General features: G+C 70.8%; 18 protein-coding genes. 12 read left to right on the forward strand and 6 right to left on the reverse strand.

The features are described from left to right. Positions 1-51: 51 nt before the first annotated feature. The 3 genes from ABZ904_RS06940 to ABZ904_RS06950 form a co-directional block, all read right to left on the reverse strand. Positions 52-1,737 carry a thiamine pyrophosphate-binding protein gene (locus ABZ904_RS06940; RefSeq protein ID WP_361821623.1) on the reverse strand — a complete coding sequence of 562 codons (1,686 nt, stop codon included), beginning with the start codon at positions 1,735-1,737 and terminating at the stop codon, positions 52-54. Next, complete coding sequence (speB, locus tag ABZ904_RS06945) at positions 1,734-2,738, reverse strand: agmatinase (RefSeq protein ID WP_359391504.1); 1,005 nt, start codon at positions 2,736-2,738, stop codon at positions 1,734-1,736. Before speB ends, ABZ904_RS06940 begins: the two co-directional genes overlap by 4 nt. 105 nt (positions 2,739-2,843) lie before the next feature. Beyond that, positions 2,844-4,304 carry a sodium:solute symporter gene (locus ABZ904_RS06950; RefSeq protein ID WP_361821626.1) on the reverse strand — a complete coding sequence of 487 codons (1,461 nt, stop codon included), beginning with the start codon at positions 4,302-4,304 and terminating at the stop codon, positions 2,844-2,846. A 191-nt stretch (positions 4,305-4,495) separates the two neighbouring features. Between ABZ904_RS06950 and ABZ904_RS06955 the strand changes: the two genes are divergently transcribed. Beyond that, positions 4,496-6,100, forward strand: a complete 1,605-nt coding sequence (locus tag ABZ904_RS06955) for a PucR family transcriptional regulator ligand-binding domain-containing protein (RefSeq protein WP_361821629.1) — start codon at positions 4,496-4,498, stop codon at positions 6,098-6,100. Positions 6,101-6,189: 89 nt separating this feature from the next. Then, positions 6,190-6,978, forward strand: coding sequence for a phosphatase (locus ABZ904_RS06960; protein ID WP_360991679.1), 789 nt, complete (start codon positions 6,190-6,192; stop codon positions 6,976-6,978). Positions 6,979-7,157: 179 nt separating this feature from the next. Here the strand turns inward: ABZ904_RS06960 and ABZ904_RS06965 are convergent, their stop codons facing one another. The 3 genes from ABZ904_RS06965 to ABZ904_RS06975 form a co-directional block, all read right to left on the reverse strand. Further along, the gene (locus ABZ904_RS06965) at positions 7,158-8,024 is read right to left on the reverse strand and encodes an acyl-CoA thioesterase II (protein ID WP_359391508.1); all 867 of its coding nucleotides are present in this window, start codon (positions 8,022-8,024) and stop codon (positions 7,158-7,160) included. 44 nt (positions 8,025-8,068) lie between these two features. Further along, complete coding sequence (locus ABZ904_RS06970; RefSeq protein ID WP_359391621.1) at positions 8,069-9,226, reverse strand: acyl-CoA dehydrogenase family protein; 1,158 nt, start codon at positions 9,224-9,226, stop codon at positions 8,069-8,071. 121 nt (positions 9,227-9,347) lie between these two features. Further along, complete coding sequence (locus ABZ904_RS06975; protein ID WP_359391509.1) at positions 9,348-9,956, reverse strand: TetR/AcrR family transcriptional regulator; 609 nt, start codon at positions 9,954-9,956, stop codon at positions 9,348-9,350. A gap of 86 nt (positions 9,957-10,042) precedes the next feature. Between ABZ904_RS06975 and ABZ904_RS06980 the strand changes: the two genes are divergently transcribed. The 10 genes from ABZ904_RS06980 (at position 10,043) to ABZ904_RS07025 (ending at position 23,157) form a co-directional block, all read left to right on the forward strand. Next, complete coding sequence (locus tag ABZ904_RS06980) at positions 10,043-11,659, forward strand: carboxyl transferase domain-containing protein (RefSeq protein WP_361821633.1); 1,617 nt, start codon at positions 10,043-10,045, stop codon at positions 11,657-11,659. 9 nt (positions 11,660-11,668) lie between these two features. Then, on the forward strand, positions 11,669-13,618 hold the full coding sequence (locus tag ABZ904_RS06985; RefSeq protein WP_361821635.1) for an acetyl/propionyl/methylcrotonyl-CoA carboxylase subunit alpha: 1,950 nt from the start codon (positions 11,669-11,671) through the stop codon (positions 13,616-13,618). Then, positions 13,615-14,553 (forward strand): hydroxymethylglutaryl-CoA lyase, encoded by a 939-nt coding sequence (locus ABZ904_RS06990; RefSeq protein WP_359391512.1) that lies wholly within the window; start codon positions 13,615-13,617, stop codon positions 14,551-14,553. The genes ABZ904_RS06985 and ABZ904_RS06990 overlap by 4 nt, the downstream gene beginning before the upstream one ends. Before the next feature lie 5 nt (positions 14,554-14,558). Beyond that, positions 14,559-15,719 (forward strand): acyl-CoA dehydrogenase family protein, encoded by a 1,161-nt coding sequence (locus tag ABZ904_RS06995; RefSeq protein ID WP_359391513.1) that lies wholly within the window; start codon positions 14,559-14,561, stop codon positions 15,717-15,719. 346 nt (positions 15,720-16,065) lie between these two features. Then, positions 16,066-17,115 (forward strand): ABC transporter substrate-binding protein, encoded by a 1,050-nt coding sequence (locus ABZ904_RS07000; RefSeq protein WP_360991664.1) that lies wholly within the window; start codon positions 16,066-16,068, stop codon positions 17,113-17,115. 37 nt (positions 17,116-17,152) lie between these two features. Beyond that, positions 17,153-17,995, forward strand: coding sequence for a siderophore-interacting protein (locus tag ABZ904_RS07005; RefSeq protein WP_359391515.1), 843 nt, complete (start codon positions 17,153-17,155; stop codon positions 17,993-17,995). A gap of 132 nt (positions 17,996-18,127) precedes the next feature. Then, positions 18,128-19,588 carry a lysine decarboxylase DesA gene (gene desA, locus ABZ904_RS07010; RefSeq protein ID WP_361821639.1) on the forward strand — a complete coding sequence of 487 codons (1,461 nt, stop codon included), beginning with the start codon at positions 18,128-18,130 and terminating at the stop codon, positions 19,586-19,588. Continuing rightward, positions 19,572-20,849: a lysine N(6)-hydroxylase/L-ornithine N(5)-oxygenase family protein gene (locus ABZ904_RS07015; protein WP_360991658.1), complete on the forward strand. Its 1,278-nt coding sequence runs from the start codon at positions 19,572-19,574 to the stop codon at positions 20,847-20,849. Before desA ends, ABZ904_RS07015 begins: the two co-directional genes overlap by 17 nt. Next, positions 20,846-21,388, forward strand: coding sequence for a GNAT family N-acetyltransferase (locus ABZ904_RS07020; RefSeq protein WP_360991655.1), 543 nt, complete (start codon positions 20,846-20,848; stop codon positions 21,386-21,388). The genes ABZ904_RS07015 and ABZ904_RS07020 overlap by 4 nt, the downstream gene beginning before the upstream one ends. Further along, positions 21,385-23,157, forward strand: coding sequence for an IucA/IucC family siderophore biosynthesis protein (locus ABZ904_RS07025; RefSeq protein WP_361821643.1), 1,773 nt, complete (start codon positions 21,385-21,387; stop codon positions 23,155-23,157). The genes ABZ904_RS07020 and ABZ904_RS07025 overlap by 4 nt, the downstream gene beginning before the upstream one ends. Positions 23,158-23,205 lie beyond the last annotated feature (48 nt).

The raw sequence follows: 23,205 nt of genomic DNA on the forward strand, positions 1-23,205 counted from the left end.
GGTCCGGCCCCTTGAGTCCGTCTCCGGCGATCAGGTTCTGGTCGGGCCGCGTCACTCCAGGTGCGTCGGGGCGAACATCCGCAGGACCGCCGGGAGGACGACCACCGAGGGGCCCGGCTGGGCAAGGGCCTTCGTGAGGTCGTCCTGAAGGGACTCCGGGGTGGTGCGGACCCCCGGGACACCGAAGGACTCGGCCAGCGCCACATAGTCGGGGCGGGTCAGCTCCGTCCCCGTGGCCTCACCGAAGGCGTCCGTCATGTACTCGCGCAGGATGCCGTAGCCGCCGTCGTCCACGATCAGCCACGTCACGTTCAGGTCGTACTGCCGTGCCGTCGCCAGCTCGGCGATGGAGTAGAGGGCTCCCCCGTCGCCCGAGACCGCGAGGACCGGGCGCGTCGGGTCCGCTACGGCCGCGCCCAGCGCCGCCGGGAAGCCGTAGCCGAGACCGCCGGCGCCCTGCGCCGAGTGCATGGTGTTGGCGCCTCGCGGGTCGAAGGCCGACCACGCCCAGTACGCGAGGATCGTCATGTCCCAGAAGGACGGGGAGCCGGAGGGCAGGGCACGGCGCACCGACGCCAGCACCTGCTGCTCCAGGGTCAGTTCCTGGGACGCGATCCGCTCGGCGACCCGCGCCAGCAGTGCCTGTACGCGCTCGGGGGCCGCCGCGTCCTCCCGTACGGACACCGTTTCCAGCAGGGCCTGCAACGCCAGGCGTGCGTCCGCGTGGATGCCCAGGGCCGGCTGGTTGGACTCCAGCTTGCCGAGGTCCGCCTCGATCTGGATCACCCGGCCGCGCGGCTTGAACGTGTAGTAGTTCGAGGACAGTTCGCCGAGTCCGGAGCCGACCACCAGCAGGACGTCCGCGTCCTCGAGGAAATCCGTGGTGTGGCGGTCCTCCAGCCAGGACCGGAGGGAGAGGGGGTGCTCCCAGGGGAAGGCACCCTTGCCGCCGAAGGTGGTCACCACCGGGGCCTGGAGCCGCTCCGCGAGCGCCAGGAGCTTCCCGGAGGCGTCCGCTCGGACCACCCCTCCGCCCGCGATGATCGCCGGACGGGCGGCCTTGGAGAGCAACTCGGCGGCAACCGCGGTCAGTTCAGGGCGCGGCACCAGTTCCTTGGGGGTCGCGTCCATCGCCGTCACCACCGGCAGGCCCGTCTCCCCCAGCAGCACGTCCTGCGGGATCTCCACCCACACCGGCCCGTGCGGGGCCGTCAGCGCCGACGTCCACGCCTCCGCGATCGCCGACGGGATCTGGGACTGGGTGCGGACGGTGTGGACGGACTTGACCACGCCACGGAACGAGGCCGCCTGGTCGGGAAGTTCGTGGAGGTAGCCGTGGCGGCCACCGCCCAGGCCCGCGGTCGGGATCTGGCTGCTGATCGCGAGGACCGGGGCCGAGGCGGCCGCCGCCTCCTGGAGCGCGGCCAGCGAGGTCAGCGCGCCGGGGCCGGTGGACAGGAGCAGCGGTGCCGCCTCGCCCATGATCCGGCCGTACGCGTCGGCCGCGAAGCCCGCGTTGTTCTCCACCCGCAGTCCGACGTACCGCAGATCGGAGCGGCGCAACGCGTCGAACATGCCGAGCGCGTGCTGGCCGGGCAGTCCGAAGACCGTCGTCGCGCCCAGCCCGGCCAGCGTCTCCACGACCAGGTCCCCGCCGTTGCGGCCGGGGGGAGGGTTCAGCGCGGCCTCGGTCTGCGCCGCCGTCGGACGGAGGACCAGGTCGTGGTCGTGGGTCACTTGGTCTCGGTCTCCTCACCGGCGCGGGCGGCCGCGATCTGGCGGGTCATGATGGTCGTGAGTTCGTACGCGGTGTGCGACGCGGCCACCGACGTGATCTCCGCGTGGTCGTACGCGGGCGCCACCTCGACGACGTCCGCCGAGACGAGGTTGCAGGAGGCGAGGCCGCGCAGGATCTCCAGGAGCTCACGCGAGGTCATGCCGCCGGCCTCGGGCGTGCCGGTCCCGGGGGCGTGCGCCGGGTCGAGGCAGTCGATGTCGATGGAGATGTACAGCGGGCGGTCGCCGATGCGCCGGCGGAGCTGGTCGGCGACCTCGTCCGCGCCGCGCCGGTAGATGTCGGCGGAGGTGACGATGCCGAAGCCCATCTTCTCGTCGTCGGTGAGGTCCTGCTTGCCGTACAGCGGGCCGCGGGTGCCGACGTGGGAGAGCGCGGAGGTGTCGAGGATCCCCTCCTCGACGGCGCGGCGGAACGGGGTGCCGTGCGTGTACTCGGCGCCGAAGTACGTGTCCCAGGTGTCGAGGTGGGCGTCGAAGTGCAGCAGTGCCACGGGGCCGTGCTTCTTCGCGACCGAGCGCAGCAGGGGCAGCGCGATGGTGTGGTCGCCGCCGAGCGTCATCAGGCGGGCGCCCGTGCCGAGCAGCTCGTCGGCGGCGGCCTCGATGGTCTCCACCGCCTCGTTGATGTTGAAGGGGTTCACCGCGATGTCGCCGCCGTCCGCGACCTGGGCCAGCGCGAAGGGGGAGGCGTCCTGTGCCGGGTTGTACGGGCGCAGCAGGCGGGACGCCTCACGGATCGCGTTGCCGCCGAAGCGGGCGCCGGGACGGTAGGAGACGCCCGAGTCGAACGGCACGCCGACCACCGCGACGTCGGCGGTGCCGACCTCGTCGAGGCGGGGCAGCCGGGCGAAGGTCGCCGGACCCGCGTACCGCGGGATGCGGGACGAGTCGACGGGGCCGCGGGGCCGGCTCGCGCCTGCGGTGTTCTCGGTGCTGCTCATCGTCGGACTCCTCCGGGTCTTGCGTGATTCTTCCAGTGTCGCGGACCCCATGGCGGGGCCCGCACGGCCCGGCAGCGGCTGGGCTGCCGGGCCGAAGCAACGGGGCTAGACGCCCACGGCCGCGGGCTCCTCCGTGTGCGTCGCGCCGCGTCCCGCGAGCCGCTCGCGCCAGGTGGCCAGCACCGCCTCGTCCGTCGGCTTCGTCGCGAGCGACACCACGACGTACGCCGCCAGCGACGCCAGCAGTCCGTAGTAGACGGGCTCGTTCGCGAGGATGCCGTAGGACGCCATCAGGCCGATGACGGCGAGACCGCCGACCACCACCGAGGCGAGGGCGCCGTGCACGGTGCCGCGCTTCCACAGCAGTCCGCCGAGGATCGGCACGAGCAGGCCGCCGACGAGCAGGTTGTACGCGACGGTGAGCGCCTCGACCACGTTGTCGATCGCGATGGCCGTACCGATGACGCCCACACCCATGATCAGGATGAAGGCGCGGTTGCCCTTGACCTCGTCGTGCGCGCCCTCGTCCCCGCGCAGGGCACCGCGCAGCCGCGACCAGATGTCGTTGTTGGCGACGGTCGCGCACGCGATGAGCGCGCCGGAAGAGGTCGACATCACCGCGGCCAGCGCGGCGGCCAGCACCAGCCCCCTGACGCCCACGGGAAGTTCGTGCTTGACGATGGTCGCGAAGGCGTCGTCGGGGCTGCCCAGGTTCGGGTAGAGGACCTTGGTCGCGGTGCCGATGACGGCACCGGCGAGCGCGTAGGCCAGGCAGTAGGTACCGGCCACCGTGCCGCCCCACTTGGCGGTCTTGTCGCTGCCCGCGGTGAACACGCGCTGCCAGATGTCCTGGCCGATCAGCATGCCGAACGTGTAGATCAGGACATAAGTGAAGATCGTCTCGCCGCCGATGCCCAGCGGGTCGAAGTACGTGGTCGGCAGCTTGGCCTTCATCTCGCTGAAGCCGCCGGCCCTGACGACCGCGACGGGCAGCAGCAGGAGCAGGACGCCGATGGTCTTCACCACGAACTGCACCATGTCGGTGAGCGTGATGGACCACATGCCGCCGAGCGTCGAGTACACGACGACGATGGTGCCGCCGAGGATGATCGCGACGGTCCGGTTCATGTCGAAGAGGACGTCAAAGATGGTGGCGTAGGCGATGGTCGAGGTGACCGCGAGCATGAGGGTGTACGCCCACATGACCAGGCCCGATATCACCCCGGCCCGGCCGCCGTACCGCAGGTCGAGCATCTCGGAGACGGTGTAGACCTTCAGGCGGGCGATGCGCGCGGAGAAGAAGACGGACAGGGCGAGCAGACCGAGGCCGATGGTGAACACCATCCAGGCGCCGGAGAGCCCGTACTGGTAGCCGAGACCGACGCCACCGATGGTGGACGCGCCGCCGAGGACGATCGCCGCCATGGTGCCGGAATACATCGCGGGCCCGAGCCGGCGGCCCGCGACGAGGAAGTCACTCTTGGACTTGGCGCGGCGCATGCCCCACCAGCCCATGGCCAGCATGCCGGCCAGATAGACGACGATCACTGTGTAGTCGACGGCCATGCGGGGTCTCCTTCGCGCACTTTCCGGTGGCGTGTCGTGCAGATACGTGGGGGGGGGCGCCGGCAGTTCCTCACGGGGACATCCGCCCGTACCCGCGGCTGCCGGTCTGGACCGACCCTAGGTGGCCGGAAAGCGACTGCGAAGTGTACGTTTCATCCATTCAAGCGGAAGGGGATGGAGGGTACGCACACATGCCGGACGCATCCTCACCAGCGGTGCCGCCCACCCCGCCGATCCCGCTGTCGGCGCTGCTGGCCCGGGAGGACCTGGCCCTGCGCCAGATCGCCGGACCGGCCGACCCCGGCATCGTGATCCACTGGGCGCACACATCGGAGATGGCCGACCCCTACCCGTATCTGCTCGGCGGCGAGCTGCTGCTGACGGCGGGCGTGCACGTGCCCGGGCCGGCCGGCTCGGGCGGCTACTTCGACGAGTACGTCTCCCGGATCGTGGCGGCCGGCGGCGCGGCCCTCGGCTTCGGCCTCGCCCCGGTGCACGACACGGTGCCCCGGACCTTGGTGGCGGCCTGCGACGCGCAGGGGCTGCCGCTCCTCGAGGTGCCGCCGCAGACCACCTTCTCCGGCGTGGCCCGCGCCGTCTGGCAGCTGATGGCCCAGGCCCGCCTGGCCGAGCTGCGCCGGGTGACGGAGGCCCAGCAGAGTCTGGCGGCCGCCGCCTCCCGCCCTGACCCGGTGCCGTCCGTGCTGCGGCAGCTGGCCCAGCGGGTGGGCGGCTGGTCGGTGCTCTACGGGCCCGACGGGAGCCGGACCGCGGCGGCGGGCCGGGAGCCGGGGCCCGAGGCGCGGGCGGCGATGGCGGAGCTGGCGCAGGTCGTGCGGCCCGCCGGGACGGCGCCACGGCCGCCGTCCCGTTCCGCGGCGGCCGAGCAGCCGGACGGTCCCGCCGGGGCGGTCCGCCCGCAGCCGGCCGGGAGACCTGCGCCGTCCTCCGCCGCCGACACCGTCGCCGGGACCCATCTGGCCGCCTACGCCCTCGCCCCCGGTCAGGGCTTCGTCCTCGGTGTGGCCTCCCCGCAGCGCGACACCGGTGACCACACCATCGCCTCGGTGGCCGCGGTCCTCCTCTCCCTCCTCACCGGCGAGCACCGGAGCGGCACGGGCGCCGCGCGTTCGTCGGCGCTCGTACGGCTGCTGCTGGGAGCCGCGCCGGAGGAGGTGGCGCCGCTGCTCGGGACCGAGCGGTGGCTCGTCGTCCACGCCCACCCGGACGCACCGCCCGCCGGGGCCACCGGGCCGCGCCCGGCCGGCACGGACCCGCACGGCGGCATGCCCGTCTCCGCGCTCGGCGCCGCGCTCGGGTCCACACTGATCGACGTCTCGGAGAGAGTCGTCAGGGTCCTCGTCCCGGCCGACCGCGAACCGGCCCCGCAACCCGGCTGGACCCTCGGCGTCAGCGCTCCCGCCGCCCCGCACGACTGGCCCTCCGCCGACGCCCAGGCGGCCCGCGCCCTGGCCCGCGCCCGCGCCACCCGCGCGGCCCTGGTCCGGCACGGCAACCGCCACGGCCTCGCCGACCTCGTCCCCCACGAAGAGGCCGAGGCGCACGCCCGCGCCCTCCTCGCCCCGATCGACACCACCCCCGCGCTCACCGAGACCCTGCGCACCTGGCTCTCCCTGCACGGCAGCTGGGACCGCACCGCGGTGGCCCTCTCGGTGCACCGCAACACGGTCCGGCAGCGCATCGCCCGCTGCGCGACGCTACTGAACGCGAACCTGGATGATCCGGACATACGGATGGAACTGTGGTTCGCGCTGAAACAGCCGGGACAGGGCTGACGGACCGGCCTGCCCGGCGCCGGGTGACGCACGTCCCACGGTGCGGAACGCCGGCCGGCCACGTGGAGCGCACCGGCAGAATGGGGGGCATGCCGATACCCGGGACCCCCAGCCGCGCCGAGCTCGTCGACCACCTCGTACAGACCCGTATCGCGGGCGACGTCGCCACGCCCCGCGAGAACAACCTCTCCCACTACCGCAAGCTCGCGAACGGCGACCGCAACTTCTGGCTGGGCCTGGAGCTCGGGGACCGCTGGACCGACGAGCAGGACGTGCTCGCGGTCATGGCGGAGCGCTGCGGCGTCAACGACGACCCCGAGTACCGCTACGGCCAGGACACCATCGATCCCGAGCTGACCGTCGACGCCCTCGACCGCTTCGCGGCCCGTCTGCGCAAGGCCGCCGCCGGCGAGCAGCGCGTCCTGCTGGCCACCGGCCACCCCGGCGGCCTCCTCGACGTCCACCGGGCCACCGCCGCCGCGCTGCGCACGGCCGGCTGCGAGATCGTCGTCATCCCGGAGGGCCTCCAGACGGAGGAGGGCTACGTCATGCAGTTCGCCGACGTGGCCGTCCTGGAGCACGGCGCCACCCTCTGGCACACGCACTCCGGCGAGCCGATGCGCGCGATCCTGAAGGGCCTGCAGGCCGAGGGCCGCGCCCTGCCCGACCTGGTCGTCGCCGACCACGGCTGGGCGGGCTGCGCGGGCCAGACGGGCATCGACTCCGTCGGCTACGCCGACTGCAACGACCCGGCCCTTTTCCTCGCCGAGGCCGAGGGAACGGTCCAGGTGACGGTCCCCCTCGACGACCACGTCACGAGCCCCCGCCACTACGACCCGCTGACGGCGTACCTGCTCAATGCGGCGGGGCTGGCCTGATCGATCCGGAAGGTCATACTCCGACCAGCCGACGGCAAGATCATCGCAAGCTTGCCTCCCGCTCGTCGGGCCCCGTATCGAGCCGGAGCTGATCCGGCGCTACTGAGCCGACTCCGGGTCAGAGCAACAAAAACGGGGGGTCGCCCGCGCGGGCGAACCCCCCTTCCGGTCTCCCGGCGTCACCGCGGGACCCGGACCACACCTTCCTGGATCACCGAGATCGCCAGCCGCCCGTCCTGGGTGTAGATGCGGGCCTGGCCGAGGCCACGGCCGCCGTACGCCGACGGGGACTCCTGGTCGTACAGAAGCCACTCGTCGGCCCGGAACGGGCGGTGGAACCACATCGCGTGGTCCAGCGAGGCCCCGACGACATCGCCGACGGCCCAGCCGCCGCGTCCGTGCGCGAGCAGGACGGAGTCGAGGAGCGTCATGTCGGAGACGTATGTGGCGAGGACGACATGCAGCAGGGGGTCGTCGACCAGCTTGCCGTTGGTGCGGAACCACACCTGGGAGTGCGGTTCGCGCGGCTCGCCGAACTTGCCGTACGGCGGCTCGTCGACATACCGCAGATCGACCGCCTCGCGCACCTCGAGGAACCGCTCCACCACATCGGGCGGAAGGTGGTCGTAGCCGCGCATCCGCTCGTGCGAGGTGGGCAGCGTCTCCGGGTCGGGCGCGGGCGGCATCGGGGCCTGGTGGTCGAGGCCTTCCTCGTACGTCTGGAAGGACGCCGAGAGGTGGAAGATCGGCTGTCCGTGCTGGATCGCCACGACACGGCGCGTGGTGAAGGAGCGGCCGTCACGGATGCGGTCCACGGTGTAGACGATGGGTGCGCCCGCGTCCCCCGGACGCAGGAAGTACGCGTGCAGGGAGTGGGCGGGCCGGTCGTGGGGGACCGTCCGTCCGGCGGCGACCAGCGCCTGGGCCGCCACCTGCCCGCCGAAGACGCGCGGGACGACGGCGGACCGGGACTGACCGCGGAAGATGTCCTCCTCGATCTGCTCCAGGTCGAGCAGATCGAGGAGGGACTGCAGTGCCTGACTCATGAGGTCAGTTGTATCCGGTGTGTCCGGCAGACTTTTCGCAGACCTTACAGGCCCATGTCCTTGGCGATGATCGTCTTCATGATCTCGCTGGTGCCGCCGTAGATGCGGTTGACGCGGTTGTCGGCGTACAGACGGGCGATCGGGTACTCGTTCATGTAGCCGTAGCCGCCGTGCAGCTGGAGGCAGCGGTCGATGACGCGGTGCGCGACCTCGGTGCAGAACAGCTTGGCGCTCGCGGCCTCGGCCGGGGACAGCTCACCGGCGTCGAGGGCCTCCAGGGCGCGGTCGGCGACCGCCTCGGCCGCGTCCACCTCGGCCTGGCAGCCGGCCAGCTCGAACTTGGTGTTCTGGAAGTGGGCGACCGGCTTGCCGAAGACGGTGCGGTCCTGCACGTACTGCTTGGCGAACCGGACGGCGGCCTTGGCCTGCGCATAGGCGCCGAAGGCGATGCCCCAGCGCTCGGAGGGCAGGTTGGCGCCGAGGTAGTAGAAGCCCTTGTTCTCCTCGCCGAGCAGGTCCTCGACCGGGACCTTCACGTCGACGAACGCCAGCTCGGCGGTGTCGGAGGTCTTCAGGCCGAGCTTGTCGAGCTTGCGGCCGACGGAGTAGCCCTCGGACTTGGTGTCCACGGCGAACAGGGAGATGCCGTGGCGGCGGTCCTCGGGGGTCGCCGGGGAGGTACGGGCGCAGACGATGACCCGGTCGGCGTGCACGCCGCCGGTGATGAAGGTCTTGGCGCCGTTGAGGACGTAGTGGGTGCCGTCCTCGGAGAGCTTGGCGGTGGTCTTCATGCCCGCGAGGTCGGAGCCGGTGCCCGGCTCGGTCATCGCGATGGCCCACATCTCCTCGGCGGAGACGAACTTCGGAAGGAAGCGCTTCTTCTGCTCGTCGGTCGCGAGCATCTTGATGTAGGGCAGGGCGAGCAGCACGTGCACGCCGGAGCCGCCGAAGTTGACGCCCGCGCGGGCGGTCTCCTCGTACTGGATGGCCTCGAACTTGTGCGTGTCCAGGCCGGCGCCGCCGAACTCCTCCGGGACGTTGATGCCGAAGAGTCCCAGCTCGGCCAGCTTGTAGTAGAACTCGCGCGGCGCCTGGCCGGCGGCGAACCACTCGTCGTAGACCGGTACGACCTCGGCCTCGATGAAGGCGCGCAGGGTCTCCCGGAATGCCTCGTGATCCTCGTTGAACACCGTACGGCGCACCGCCGCCACCTCCACCTGGCTCTGTCTAAGCGCTTGCTCAGACAGAACCGTACCGGCGGGTACGGACACCCGTCCAGGGGAGCAGACCCGTAACGCTCGTCACGCTTGCGGAGCAGCCCGCTCAGTCCTGCCTGGCCGCCGCGAACGCCCCCCTCGCCATCCGGTGCAGCAGATCGGCCGTCACCGCGCGCCCCGGCAGCGCACCCGGCCGCCCGAGGTGGGGAGTCGAGTTCAGCAGGCCGAACACCGAGTGCACGGCCGAGCGGGCGGTCGGCTCGGTCAGGCCCGGATACACCTCGCGGACGACCTCCACCCACAGCTCCACGTACTGCCGCTGGAGCTGCCGCACGAGCTTGCGGTCGCTGTCCCGGAGGCGGTCCAGCTCCCGGTCGTGCAGGGTGATCAGGGGACGGTCGTCGAGAGCGAAGTCGATGTGCCCCTCGATCAGCGAGTCGAGGACCGTCTCGGGGTCGCGCCCCTCGGGTCCCCCGTCGGCCTCGGCGACCCGTCGCCTGGCCCCGGTCAGCAGCTGGCCGCTGATGCCCACGAGCAGCTCGGCGAGCATCGCGTCCTTGCCCGCGAAGTGCCGGTACAGACCGGGTCCGCTGATGCCGACCGCGGCCCCTATCTCGTCGACCCCTACACCGTGGAAGCCGCGCTCGGCGAAGAGCCGGGCGGCCTCCTTCAGGATCTGCTCACGACGGGTGGGTGCGTCGGTTCTCGTGGCCATGAAATCGATTCTAGACAGAGAGGTTAGCGGTCGTTAACCTGGAGGAAATGCGTTAACGCTCATTAACAAGGTGAGGGGACCGCAGGATGCTGGAGGCACCGGAGCTGACGAGCGCGGCCGATCCCGCGTCGGAGGCCTGGCGGGCCAATGAAGAGGCGCACCGCGCGCTCGGCGAGGAGCTGCGGGCCAAGCTGGCCGCGGCCCGGCTCGGCGGCGGCGAGAAGGCCCGTGCGCGCCACACGGCGCGCGGCAAGCTGCTGCCGCGCGACCGCGTGGACACCCTGCTGGACGCGGGGTCGCCCTTCTTGGAGCTGGCGCCCCTCGCCGCCGACGGGATGTACGACGGGCAGGCGGCCGCCGCCGGGGTGATCGCCGGGGTCGGGCGGATCAGCGGCCGCGAGTGCGTGGTCGTGGCCAACGACGCCACGGTCAAGGGCGGCACCTACTACCCGATGACGGTGAAGAAGCACCTGCGCGCCCAGGAGGTGGCGCTCGAGAACCGCCTCCCCTGTGTGTACCTGGTCGACTCCGGAGGCGCCTTCCTGCCCATGCAGGACGAGGTGTTCCCCGACCGCGAGCACTTCGGGCGGATCTTCTACAACCAGGCCCGTATGTCCGGCGCCGGCATCCCCCAGATCGCCGCGGTGCTCGGATCCTGCACGGCCGGCGGGGCGTACGTCCCGGCGATGAGCGACGAGGCCGTGATCGTGCGCAACCAGGGCACGATCTTCCTGGGCGGCCCGCCTCTGGTGAAGGCGGCCACCGGTGAGGTGGTGACGGCCGAGGAGCTGGGCGGCGGCGAGGTCCACTCGCGGGTGTCGGGCGTGACCGACCACCTCGCGGAGGACGACGCGCACGCGCTGCGGATCGTGCGGACCATCGTCTCGACCCTCCCCGCGCGCGGGCCGCTGCCCTGGGAGGTCGTCCCGTCGACGGAGCCCAAGGTCGATCCGTTCGGCTTGTACGGTGCGGTGCCGGTCGACTCGCGCACGCCCTACGACGTACGCGAGGTCATCGCGCGCGTGGTGGACGGTTCGCGCTTCGCCGAGTTCAAGGCGGAGTTCGGGCAGACGCTCGTCACCGGCTTCGCCCGCATCCACGGCCACCCGGTCGGAATCGTCGCCAACAACGGCATCCTGTTCTCCGAGTCCGCCCAGAAGGGCGCCCACTTCATCGAGCTGTGCGACCAGCGCGGCATCCCACTGGTCTTCCTGCAGAACATCTCCGGCTTCATGGTCGGCCGCGACTACGAGGCGGGCGGCATCGCCAAGCACGGGGCCAAGATGGTCACGGCGGTCGCCTGCACACGCGTACCGAAGCTCACGGTGGTCGTCGGAGGCTCGTTCGGCGCGGGCAACTACTCGATGTGCGGCCGGGCGTATTCCCCGCGCTTCCTGTGGATGTGGCCGAACGCGAAGATCTCGGTGATGGGCGGCGAGCAGGCCGCGTCGGTCCTCGCGACCGTCAAGCGCGACCAGTTGGAGGCCCGCGGGGAGTCCTGGCCGCTGGAGGACGAGGAGGCCTTCAAGGCCCCGATCCGCGCCCAGTACGAACAGCAGGGGGACGCCTACTACGCGACGGCCCGACTGTGGGACGACGGCGTGATCGACCCGATGGAGACCCGGCAGGTGCTGGGCCTGGCCTTGACCGCCTGTGCCAACGCCCCGCTGGGCGAACCCGGCTTCGGCGTCTTCCGGATGTGAGGGGGATCCATGTTTGACACGGTGCTTGTGGCCAACCGGGGCGAGATCGCGGTGCGCGTCATCCGTACCCTGCGCTCGCTCGGCGTGCGCTCGGTGGCCGTCTTCTCCGACGCGGACGCCGACGCCCGGCACGTCCGGGAGGCCGACACGGCGGTACGGATCGGGCCGGCGCCCGCGGCCGAGAGCTATCTGTCCGTGGAGCGACTGCTGGAGGCCGCCGCACGGACCGGCGCCCAGGCGGTGCACCCGGGGTACGGCTTCCTCGCGGAGAACGCCGCGTTCGCGCGGGCGTGCGCGGATGCGGGCCTGGTCTTCATCGGGCCTCCCGCGGAGGCGATCTCGCTCATGGGCGACAAGATCCGCGCCAAGGAGACGGTGCAGGCGGCCGGGGTCCCGGTCGTCCCGGGATCGAGCGGGAGCGGGCTCACGGACGCCGAGCTGGCCGACGCCGCCCGGGAGATCGGCATGCCGGTGCTGCTGAAGCCGAGCGCGGGCGGCGGCGGCAAGGGCATGCGGCTGGTGCGGGAGCCGGAGAAGCTCGCCGACGAGATCGCCGCCGCGCGCCGTGAGGCCCGGGCGTCCTTCGGCGACGACACGCTCCTCGTGGAGCGCTGGATCGACCGGCCCCGCCACATCGAGATCCAGGTCCTGGCGGACGGCCACGGCAACGTGGTGCACCTGGGCGAGCGCGAGTGCTCGCTCCAGCGCCGCCACCAGAAGATCATCGAGGAGGCGCCGAGCGTGCTCCTCGACGAGGCCACCCGCTCGTCGATGGGCGCGGCGGCCGTCCAGGCGGCCCGCTCGTGCGGCTATCGCGGCGCGGGCACGGTGGAGTTCATCGTCCCGGGCGGCGATCCCTCCGCGTACTACTTCATGGAGATGAACACCCGTCTCCAGGTGGAGCACCCGGTCACGGAGATGGTCACCGGCCTCGACCTGGTGGAGTGGCAGCTGCGGGTGGCCGCGGGAGAGCCCCTGTCCTTCGGGCAGGAGGACGTCACGCTCACCGGGCACGCGGTGGAGGCCCGTATCTGTGCCGAGGACCCGGCCCGCGGCTTCCTCCCCTCCGGCGGGCGGGTGCTGTCGCTGCACGAGCCGCAGGGCGACGGGGTGCGCACCGACTCGGGACTGACCGAAGGCACCGAGGTGGGCAGCCTGTACGACCCGATGCTGTCGAAGGTCATCGCGTACGGCCCGGACCGCGCGACCGCGCTGCGCAAGCTGCGGGCGGCCCTGGCGCAGACCGTCACCCTGGGCGTGCAGACGAACGCCGGGTTCCTGCGCCGTCTGCTGGCCCATCCGGCGGTCGTGGCGGGCGAGTTGGACACCGGGCTGGTGGAGCGCGAGGTGGACGGCCTGGTACCGGCGGAGGTTCCGGACGAGGTGTACGAAGCCGCGGCGGCCGTCCGCCTGGAGGCACTGCGACCGCGGGGCGAGGGCTGGACGGACCCGTTCTCCGTGCCGAGCGGCTGGCGACTGGGCGGCGAACCCAAGCCGGTGTCCTTCCCGCTGCGGGTCCTGGAGCCGCTGGAGTACGCGCCCCGGGGCAGCCACACGGTCACCGAGGACTCGGTGTCCGTCGTCCTGGACGGTGTCCGCCACACCTTCCACCGCTCCACCGACTGGCTCGGCCGCGACGGCGACGCCTGGCACGTGCGCGACCACGACCCGGTCGCCGCGTCGCTCACCGGTGCCGCCCGCTCCGGTACCGACTCGCTGACCGCGCCCATGCCCGGCACGGTCACCGTCGTGAAGGTGGCCGTCGGGGACGAGGTGGCCGCGGGGCAGAGCCTGCTGGTGGTCGAGGCGATGAAGATGGAGCACGTCATCTCCGCCCCGCACGCGGGGACCGTCGCGCAACTCGACGTCACCCCGGGCACGACGGTCGCCATGGACCAGGTGCTGGCCGTGATCGCGCCGCACGAGGACGACAGCGTGGAGACGGAGGGGAAGGAATGACCGCTCAGGGACTTCCCATGGTCGTACAGTCCGAGGACCTGCCCCCACGGGTCAGGATCCACGAGGTCGGCGCGCGTGACGGACTGCAGAACGAGAAGCGCACGGTCCCGACGGAGGTGAAGGCGGAGTTCATCCGCCGGCTCGCCGACGCTGGCCTGACCACCATCGAGGCCACCAGCTTCGTCCACCCCGAGTGGGTGCCCCAACTCGCGGACGCGGAGGAGTTGTTCCCGCTCGTCCACGAGCTGCCGGTGGCCCTTCCCGTCCTCGTCCCGAACGCGCGCGGGCTGAACCGCGCCCTCTCGCTCGGCGCCAAACGGATCGCCGTCTTCGCCAGCGCCACCGAGTCCTTCGCCAAGGCCAATCTCAACCGCACGGTGGACGAGGCCCTGGCCATGTTCGACCCGGTGGTCCGGCAGGCCAAGGACCGCAAGGTGCACGTCCGCGGCTATCTGTCGATGTGCTTCGGCGACCCCTGGGAGGGCCCGGTCCCCATCCACCAGGTCGTCCGGGTCAGCAAGGCGCTCATGGACATGGGCTGCGACGAGCTGAGCCTCGGCGACACGATCGGCGTGGCGACACCGGGCCATGTCCTCAACCTGCTCTCCGAACTGAACGAGGAGGGCGTGCCGACCAGCGCGATCGGTGTCCACTTCCACGACACCTACGGCCAGGCGCTCGCCAACACCCTGGCCGCGCTCCAGCACGGCGTGACGACCGTCGACTCCTCCGCGGGCGGCCTCGGCGGCTGCCCGTACGCGAAATCCGCCACCGGAAACCTCGCCACCGAAGACCTCGTGTGGATGCTTCAGGGCCTCGGCATCGAGACCGGGGTCGATCTGGGCCGGCTCACCGCCACGAGCGTGTGGATGGCCGCCCACCTGGACCGGCCCAGCCCGTCCCGCACCGTCCGAGCCCTCTCCCACAAGGAGTGAATCCCATGGACCACCACCTCTCCCCCGAGCTGGAGGAACTCCGGCGCACGGTCGCGGAGTTCGCTCGCGACGTCGTGGCACCCAAGATCGGCGACTTCTACGAACGCCATGAGTTCCCGTACGAGATCGTCCGCGAGATGGGCCGCATGGGCCTGTTCGGGCTGCCGTTCCCGGAGGAGTACGGCGGCATGGGCGGCGACTATCTGGCGCTGGGCATCGCGCTGGAGGAGCTCGCCCGTGTGGACTCCTCAGTGGCCATCACCCTGGAAGCGGGCGTCTCCCTGGGCGCGATGCCTGTGCACCTCTTCGGCACCGAGGAGCAGAAGCGCGAGTGGCTGCCCCGGCTGTGCGCGGGCGAGATACTGGGCGCCTTCGGCCTCACCGAGCCGGACGGCGGCAGCGACGCCGGAGCCACCCGTACGACGGCCCGCCTGGACGCGGACACGAACGAGTGGGTGATCAACGGCACGAAGTGCTTCATCACCAACTCGGGCACGGACATCACGGGTCTGGTCACGGTCACGGCGGTCACCGGCCGCAAGCCGGACGGCAAGCCGCAGATCTCCTCGATCATCGTCCCGTCCGGCACGCCTGGCTTCACGGTGGCGGCGCCGTACTCGAAGGTCGGCTGGAACGCCTCGGACACCCGTGAACTGTCCTTCCAGGACGTCCGCGTGCCCGCCGCGAACCTGCTCGGCGAGGAAGGCCGCGGCTACGCCCAGTTCCTGCGCATCCTGGACGAGGGCCGCATCGCCATCGCGGCGCTGGCGACCGGTCTGGCCCAGGGCTGCGTGGACGAGTCGGTCAAGTACGCCAAGGAACGCCAGGCCTTCGGCCGGCCGATCGGCGCCAACCAGGCCATCCAGTTCAAGATCGCCGACATGGAGATGAAGGCCCACACGGCCCGGCTGGCCTGGCGCGACGCCGCCTCCCGCCTGGTCTCCGGCGAACCCTTCAAGAAGGAGGCGGCCCTGGCGAAGCTGTACTCGTCCACGGTCGCCGTCGACAACGCCCGCGACGCCACCCAGATCCACGGCGGCTACGGCTTCATGAACGAGTACCCGGTGGCCCGCATGTGGCGGGACTCCAAGATCCTGGAGATCGGCGAGGGCACGAGCGAGGTGCAGCGGATGCTGATCGCCCGGGAGCTGGGGCTGGTGAGCTGAGCCACCCGCGACCGCGGGTTCACCGCGCGCGGAGCGTGGAGTACGCGAAGATGCGCGCGATCGCCGGCGAACGCACGGCGTAGGCGAGGCACTTGAAGGGGTCGGGCGGCCGGGATCGGCGGTCCGGCCCCTTCCTGGCTGTGGCAAGCGTGATGAAGCGCCCTCAGCCGTGGATCTGCAAGCAGCCGGACGTGGGTTCGCCCCTCACCACCCCGGCCCAGCACGACGGACTGGCGGGTTTTCCGCTGCCCGGACTCCTGCCCTCTCGACAAAAACTAAGGTTAGGCTAACCTGCCTTCGAACCCAATCGGCGGACGCTCCGCCCCGTTCGAAGGCAGCCACACTCATGTCCCATGCTCGTGCCACCCGTCTCTCCCGCCGCGGCATCCTCGCCGCCGGCGGCGCCCTCGGCCTCGGTGCCGTGCTCTCGGCCTGCGGTGACGACAAGGGCAAAAGCAGCGGCTCGGGCGGGGGGAAGGCCGCGGCCACGTCCGGACCCTGGTCGTTCAAGGACGACCGCGGGCAGACGGCCAAGGCGGACAAGACCCCGGCGAGCATCGTCGCCTTCGTGGGCGCCGCCGCCGCCCTCCACGACTACGGCATCGATGTGAAGGGCGTCTTCGGGCCGACGAAGACCAAGGACGGCAAGGCCGACGTCCAGGCCGGCGACCTCGACATCACCAAGGTCACGATCCTCGGCAACGAGTGGGGCCAGTTCAACATCGAGAAGTACGCGACCCTCACTCCCGACCTGCTCGTCACCACGATGTTCGACGATGCGGGCACCCTCTGGTACGTGCCCGACGAGTCCAAGAAGAAGATCCTCGCCGTCGGTGCGCCGAGCGTCGGCATCTCCGTCTACGACCGCCAGATGACCGAGCCGCTGCAGCGCATGCTCGGCCTCGCGAAGTCGCTCGGCGCGGACACCGCTTCGGCGAAGATCACCCAGGCGAAGAAGCGGTTCGAGGACGCGGCCGCCCGGCTGCGGGCGGCCACCAAGGCCAATCCCGGCATCAAGGTGCTGGCGGGCTCCGCGAGCCAGGACATCTTCTACGTCTCCGGCTCCAACCTCTCCATCGACCTGGAGTACTTCAAGGCACTCGGCGTGGACTTCGTCGAGCCCTCCGCCTCGGTGCTCAAGGCCAGCGGCGGCTGGTTCGAGAACCTGAGCTGGGAGAACATCGACAAGTACAAGGCCGACGTCATCATGATGGACAACCGCACCTCGGCCATCCAGCCCGCCGACATCACCGAGGCGACCTGGAAGAAGCTCCCCGCGGTCAAGGCGGGCCAGGTCATCGCCCGCAACCCCGAGCCCATCCTGTCGTACGACAAGTGCGCCCCGCTGCTCGAGGACCTCGCCAAGGCCATCGAGACGGCCAAAAAGGTCGGCTGACCCGTCCCGACCCGTTTCCTGACGCTCAGGAGCATTCATGACGACGGCCGTGGCCGCCCCGTTCCGTTTCTTCTCCCTCCAGGTCGTACGGACGAGGCGGCTCGGCCCGTCCCTGGTCCGGGTCACCTTGGCGGGGGAGGATCTGCGCGCGTTCCACTCCAAGGGATGCGATCAATCCCTCTCGCTGTTCCTCCCGCACCCCGGCCAGCCGGAGCCGGTGATCCCCATCGAGCTCGGCGACGACTGGTGGCGGGGCTGGCGTGAACTCCCGGACGACGTACGGGCGGTGATGCGCTCGTACACACTCCGGGCCCTGCGGCGCGACCCGGACGAGATCGACATCGACTTCGTGCTGCACGGTGTGGAGCCGGGGGCGACCGTCCCGGCGGGACCGGCCTCGGTCTGGGCCTCCCGCGCCACCCCCGGGGACCGCGTCGTCCTCCTCGGCCCGGCGGTCGCGGACAACCGTGCCATCCGCTTCCGTCCGCCCGAGGACACCGATCTGGTGGTGATCTGGGCCGACGAGACCGCCGTACCCGCCGCCTCCGCGATCCTCGAAGGGCTGCCCGCGGGCATCCGTGTCCGCGCCTGGCTGGAGGCCGGGTACGCCGGTGACATCCAGGACCTGGTGACCGAGGCCGACGCCGAGATCAGTCGGCTCGTACGCAGCGAGGGGTCTCCCGCGGCCCTCGACGCGCTGCGGCGGACCGAACTCCCCGCGGCCGACGCCCCGTACATCTGGATGGCGGGTGAGTCCGGCCGCGTCAAGGAGCTGCGCCGGCACTTCGTCGGCGAGCGCGGGATCGACCGGCGCCGCGTCACCTTCGTGGGGTACTGGCGGCGCGGGCTGAGCGAGGAACAACTGCGCGCACAGGAGTGACGGCGGTCACGAAGAGGGCGGCATTGCCGTGATCGAATTTAGGTTAGGCTAACCTAAGTCGAGCCGATGTCGCCCTCTTCTGCCCCGCCTCTCCTGCCCCGCACGGACTGTCCCCACCGGGAGGACCCCCACATGCGCTCGCACCTGCTCAATGACCTCACCGCGGAGCACTACCGCCGCTCCGTGACCGAAGGAGTAGAGCGGGTGGCCGCCAAACTCGCCGCCACCGACCGTCCGTTCACCGGCGTCGCTGTCGACGCCCTCGCTCCCAAGATCGAGCGGATCGACCTGGACCGCCCGCTCCACGACACCTCCGCGGTCCTCGACGAGCTGGAGGAGCTCTACCTCCGGGACGCGATCTACTTCCACCACCCCCGCTACCTCGCCCACCTCAACTGCCCGGTCGTCATCCCGGCCGTGCTCGGCGAGGCCGTCCTGTCCGCCGTGAACTCCTCCCTCGACACCTGGGACCAGTCGGCCGGCGGCACCTTGATCGAACGCAGGCTCATCGACTGGACCGCCGAGCGCATCGGCCTCGGGCCCGCCGCCGACGGCGTGTTCACCTCCGGCGGCACCCAGTCCAACCTCCAGGCGCTGCTGCTGGCCCGCGAGGAGGCGGCCGAGCCCGGGCCGGAAGGCGCGGCCTCCCTCGCCGAACTGCGCATCCTCGCCTCCGAGGTCAGCCACTTCAGTGTGAAGAAGTCGGCGAAACTGCTCGGCCTCGGCCCCGAGTCCGTGGTCTCCATCCCCGTCGGCTCCGACAAGCGCATGCAGACCGTCCCCCTCGCCCACGAACTGGAGCGCTGCGCTCGGGACGGACTGACCCCGATGGCCGTCGTCGCCACCGCGGGCACCACCGACTTCGGCTCCATCGACCCGCTGCAGGAGATCGCCGAGCTGTGCGCGCAGTTCGGCGTGTGGATGCACGTGGACGCCGCCTACGGCTGCGGACTGCTCGCCTCGCTCCAGAACCGGGACCGCCTGGCCGGCATCGAGCGGGCCGACTCGGTCACCGTCGACTACCACAAGTCCTCCTTCCAACCGGTGAGTTCGTCCGCCGTACTGGTCCGGGATGCCACCACCCTGCGCCACGCGACCTATCACGCCGAGTACCTCAACCCACGCCGCATGGTCCAGGATCGCATTCCCAACCAGGTCGACAAGTCCCTCCAGACCACCCGCCGCTTCGACGCCCTCAAGCTGTGGCTGACCCTGCGCACCATGGGCGCCGACGGGATCGGGCAGCTCTTCGACGAGGTCTGCGAGCTGGCGCAGGAGGGCTGGAGCCTGCTGGCCGCCGACCCCCGGTTCGACGTGGTGGTGCGTCCGGAGCTGTCCACCCTCGTCTTCCGCTACATCCCGGCGGCCGTCACCGACCCGGCCGTGATCGACCACGTCAACCTGTACGCCCGCAAAGCGCTGTTCGCCTCCGGCGACGCCGTGGTGGCGGGCACCAAGGTCGCGGGCCGCCACTACCTGAAGTTCACCCTGCTCAACCCCGAGACGACGGCGGACGACATCGCCGCCGTGCTCGATCTGATCGTCGGCCACGCCGAGCAGCACCTGGGAGAGTCCCTTGACCGCGCTTCCTGAAGCCACCGCCAAGACATACGACTTCGTGGGGATCGGGCTCGGCCCCTTCAACCTCGGCCTCGCCTGCCTCACCGAGCCGATCGCCGCGCTCGACGGCGTCTTCCTCGAGTCCAAGCCGAACTTCGAGTGGCACGCGGGGATGTTCCTGGAGGGGGCCCACCTCCAGACCCCGTTCATGTCCGACCTGGTCACCCTGGCCGACCCCACCTCCCCGTACTCCTTCCTCAACTACCTGAAGGAGCAGGGCAGGCTGTACTCGTTCTACATCCGCGAGAACTTCTACCCGCTGCGCGTCGAGTACGACGACTACTGCCGCTGGGCCGCCTCGAAGCTGCGCAGCATCCGCTTCGGCACGACGGTCACCGAGGTCACGTACGAGGACGAGGTGTATGTCGTCCGGACGCGGACCGGGGACACCTACCGCGCCCGGCATCTGGTCCTCGGCACGGGGACCCCACCGCACATCCCCGAGGCCTGCCGCGGCCTCGAAGGCGAAGTCGTCCACAACTCGCGCTATCTGGACCACCGGCACCAGCTCCAGGCCATGGATTCGATCACCCTGGTCGGCAGCGGCCAGTCCGCCGCGGAGATCTACTACGACCTGCTCGGCGAGATCGACGTCCACGGCTACCGGCTGAACTGGGTCACCCGCTCCCCGCGCTTCTTCCCGCTGGAGTACACCAAACTCACGCTGGAGATGACCTCTCCCGAGTACGTCGACTACTTCCACGCGCTGCCCGAGCGGACCCGCTACCGCCTCACCGAGCAGCAGAAGGGCCTGTTCAAGGGCATCGACGGCGACCTGATCAACGAGATCTTCGACCTGCTGTACCAGAAGAGCCTCGACGGCCCGGTCCCCACCCGCCTGCTCACCAACTCGGCGCTCACCAGCGCCCGCCACGAGGACGGCAGCTACACCCTCGGCTTCCGCCAGGAGGAGCAGGGCAAGGACTTCGAGCTGCGCTCCCAGGGCCTGATCCTCGCCACCGGCTACAAGTACGTCGAGCCGGAGTTCCTGAAGCCCGTCCGCGACCGCCTGCGCCACGACGAGCACGGCAACTTCGACGTGGCCCGCAACTACTCCATCGACCTCTCGGGCAGCGGCGTCTTCCTGCAGAACGCCGGCGTTCACACGCACAGCGTCACCAGCCCCGACCTGGGCATGGGCCCCTACCGGAACGCGTACATCATCCGGGAACTGCTCGGCACCGAGTACTACCCGGTCGAGAAGACCATCGCCTTCCAGGAGTTCGCAGTATGAGCACGACCGCCCTCGGCACCCTCGCCTTCCGCCCCTTCGCCCCCCTCGAGGACGCCGTGCTCCTGCACGGCTGGGTGACGCACCCCAAGGCGGCCTTCTGGATGATGCAGGACGCCCGGCTGGAGGACGTCGAACGCGCCTACATGGAGATCGCGGCCGACGAGCACCACCACGCCCTCCTCGGACTGCACGACGGCGAGCCCGCCTTCCTGATGGAGAAGTACGACCCGGCCCACCGCGAGTTGGTCGGGCTGTACGAGCCGGAGCCCGGCGACGTCGGCATGCACTTCCTGGTCGCGCCGACCGACGCACCCGTGCACGGCTTCACCCGGGCCGTCATCACCGCCGTGATGCGCCACCTGTTCGACGACCCGGCGACCGAACGCGTCGTCGTCGAACCCGACGTCCGCAACACCGCGGTGCACGCGCTGAACGCCGCCGTCGGGTTCGTGCCGGCGCACGAGATCCGGAAGCCGGAGAAGACTGCGCTGCTCAGCTTCTGCACCCGTGAGCAGTTCGAGCGGGCGGTGACGGCATGACCCTCGCCGACGCCGTCTCGCACCTGTCCCCCGAGCACTGGGAGAAGGCCAACCGCCTTCTCCTGCGCAAGGCGCTCGCCGAGTTCGCGCACGAACGGCTGATCACCCCCGAACCGGAGGACGACGGCCACTACGCCGTCCGCAGCGACGACGGACTCACTCGCTACCGGTTCACGGCCACCGTCCGCGCCCTCGACCACTGGCAGGTCGACCCGGACTCGATCACCCGCCACCGGGAGGGCGGCGAACTCCCGCTCGAGGCTCTTGACTTCTTCATCGAGCTGCAGCGGTCCCTCGGGCTGAGCGCCGAGGTGCTCCCGGTGTACCTGGAGGAGATCTCCTCCACCCTCTCGAGCACCTGCTACAAGCTCGGCAAGCCGCAGATCACCGCCGCCGAGCTGGCTCGCAGCGGGTTCCAGGGCATCGAGACCGGGATGACCGAGGGGCACCCCTGCTTCGTCGCCAACAACGGGCGGCTCGGCTTCGGCATCCACGAGTACCTGTCGTACGCGCCCGAGACCGCGAGCCCGGTCCGGCTGGTGTGGCTGGCCGCGCACCGCTCACGGGCCGCGTTCACGGCGGGGACCGGGATCGCGTACGAGTCCTTCCTGCGGGACGAGTTGGGTGAGGCGACGGTCGAGCGCTTCCACCGGCGGCTCACGGACCAGGGCCTGGACCCGGCCGACTACCTCCTCATACCCGTCCACCCCTGGCAGTGGTGGAACAAGCTCACCGTCACCTTCGCCGCCGAGGTCGCCCGGCGGCACCTCGTCTGCCTCGGCGAGGGCGACGACGAGTACCTGGCCCAGCAGTCCATACGGACCTTCTTCAACAGGAGCAGTCCCGAGAAGCACTATGTGAAGACAGCCCTGTCCGTCCTCAACATGGGCTTCATGCGCGGGCTGTCGGCCGCCTACATGGAGGCCACCCCGGCGATCAACGACTGGCTGGCCCGGCTCATCGAGAGCGACCCGGTCCTCAAGTCGACCGGCCTCACGATCATCCGCGAGCGCGCGGCCGTCGGCTACCGCCACCTCGAGTACGAGGCCGCCACCGACCGCTACTCCCCGTACCGCAAGATGCTCGCCGCCCTGTGGCGGGAGAGCCCGGTGGCCTCGCTCCAGGAGGGCGAGACCCTGGCGACCATGGCGTCCCTCGCCCATGTCGACCACGAGGGCGCGTCCTTCGCCGGAGCGCTGATCGAGCGGTCCGGGCTGGTGCCCGCGGAGTGGCTGCGCCGCTATCTGCGCGCCTACCTCACCCCGCTGCTGCACAGCTTCTACGCCTACGACCTGGCCTTCATGCCACACGGCGAGAACGTGATCCTGGTCCTGAAGGACGGTGTCGTGCAGCGGGCGGTCTTCAAGGACATCGCCGAGGAGATCGTGGTGATGGACCCGGACGCGGCGCTGCCGCCGGAGGTGGCGCGGGTACGCGCCGAGGTCCCGGAGGAGATGAAGCTCCTGTCGATCTTCACGGACGTCTTCGACTGCTTCTTCCGCTTCGTCGCGGCGAACCTCGCCGCCGAAGGGGTCCTTGAGGAGGAGGACTTCTGGCGGACGGTCGCCGAGGTGGTCCGCGCGTACCAGGATGCGGCTCCGCACCTCGCCGAAAGGTTCCGGCAGTACGACATGTTCGCCCCCCGGTTCGCCCTGTCCTGCCTCAACCGGCTTCAGCTGCGGAACAACAGGCAGATGGTCGACCTGGCGGATCCGTCAGGAGCGCTTCAACTGGTGGGGGATCTGAGGAACCCCGTCGCGGGGCTGTAGCGCCGCGCACAGACGGGCGGGCACCCCGGTGTACGGTCCACCGGGGTG

The organism is Streptomyces sp. NPDC046900 (assembly GCF_040644975.1).
GTDB lineage: Bacteria > Actinomycetota > Actinomycetes > Streptomycetales > Streptomycetaceae > Streptomyces.